This window comes from Pseudomonas sp. P5_A2_2 (genome assembly GCF_054177685.1).
This window is the reverse complement of the sequence record NZ_JBGCUL010001357.1, coordinates 1-1007: the sequence shown is the minus strand read 5'-3', so window position 1 is coordinate 1007 and position 1007 is coordinate 1. Positions and strand designations below refer to the sequence as shown.

General features: G+C 57.8%; 2 protein-coding genes. Both read right to left on the bottom strand.

The genetic code is table 11. The features are described 5' to 3' along the window. On the bottom strand, nt 1-215 hold a 215-nt coding region (locus ACXRVY_RS31400), incomplete at its 3' end, for a sugar nucleotide-binding protein (RefSeq protein ID WP_458239265.1). After that, the coding region (gene rfbB, locus ACXRVY_RS31395) for a dTDP-glucose 4,6-dehydratase (RefSeq protein WP_458239264.1) at nt 212-1007 on the bottom strand (796 nt) is incomplete at its 5' end. The genes ACXRVY_RS31400 and rfbB, both read right to left, overlap by 4 nt.

Sequence of the window (1007 nt, the reverse complement as noted above, 5' to 3'; positions counted from 1 at the left end):
CTTTCAGCCTTGTCGACAGCGGTGTACGCCGCGGCATTGACAATAACGTCAGGCGCAAAGCGCTGTACGGTGGCAGCGAGCCCCGCAAGGTCATTCAAATCGCCACAGTAATCCGGGCTGCGAGAGTCCAGTGCGAGCAACTCGCCCAGCGGGGCAAGGCTGCGTTGCAGTTCCCACCCGACCTGACCGTTTTTACCGAGCAATAGAATTTTCATGCAGTACGCCCGGCGTAGTTTTTCTCTACCCACTGAAGGTAAGCACCCGACTGGATATTGCTGACCCAGTCCTGGTTATCCAGGTACCACTGCACGGTTTTGCGGATACCGGTTTCGAAGGTCTCTGCCGGTTTCCAGCCCAGTTCGCGCTCGAGCTTGCGAGCGTCGATGGCATAACGGCGGTCATGCCCGGGACGATCGGTCACGTAGGTGATTTGAGCGTTGTAAGGCTGGCCGTCGCCGCGTGGACGCATCTCGTCGAGCAAGGCGCAGACCGTGTGCACGATGTCCAGATTTGGTTTTTCGTTCCAGCCGCCCACGTTGTAGACCTCTCCCACGGTGCCGGCTTCCAGCACGCGACGAATGGCGCTGCAGTGGTCTTTGACATACAGCCAGTCACGAATCTGCTGACCATCACCGTAGACAGGCAGTGCCTTGCCGGCCAGTGCGTTGACGATCATCAGCGGAATGAGTTTTTCCGGGAAGTGATACGGACCGTAGTTGTTCGAGCAGTTGGTCGTCAGTACTGGCAGACCATAAGTGTGATGATACGCGCGAACCAGGTGATCACTGGCGGCCTTGCTGGCCGAGTAAGGGCTGTTCGGTTCGTACTGATGACTTTCGCTGAATGCGGCTTCATCTTTGGCCAGCGAGCCATAGACTTCGTCGGTAGACACGTGCAGGAAGCGAAACGATTGCTGCGCATCGGCCGCCAGACCCTTCCAGTAAGCGCGCACGGCTTCCAGCAAGCGGAAAGTACCGACGATGTTGGTCTCGATGAAGTCTTCCTGG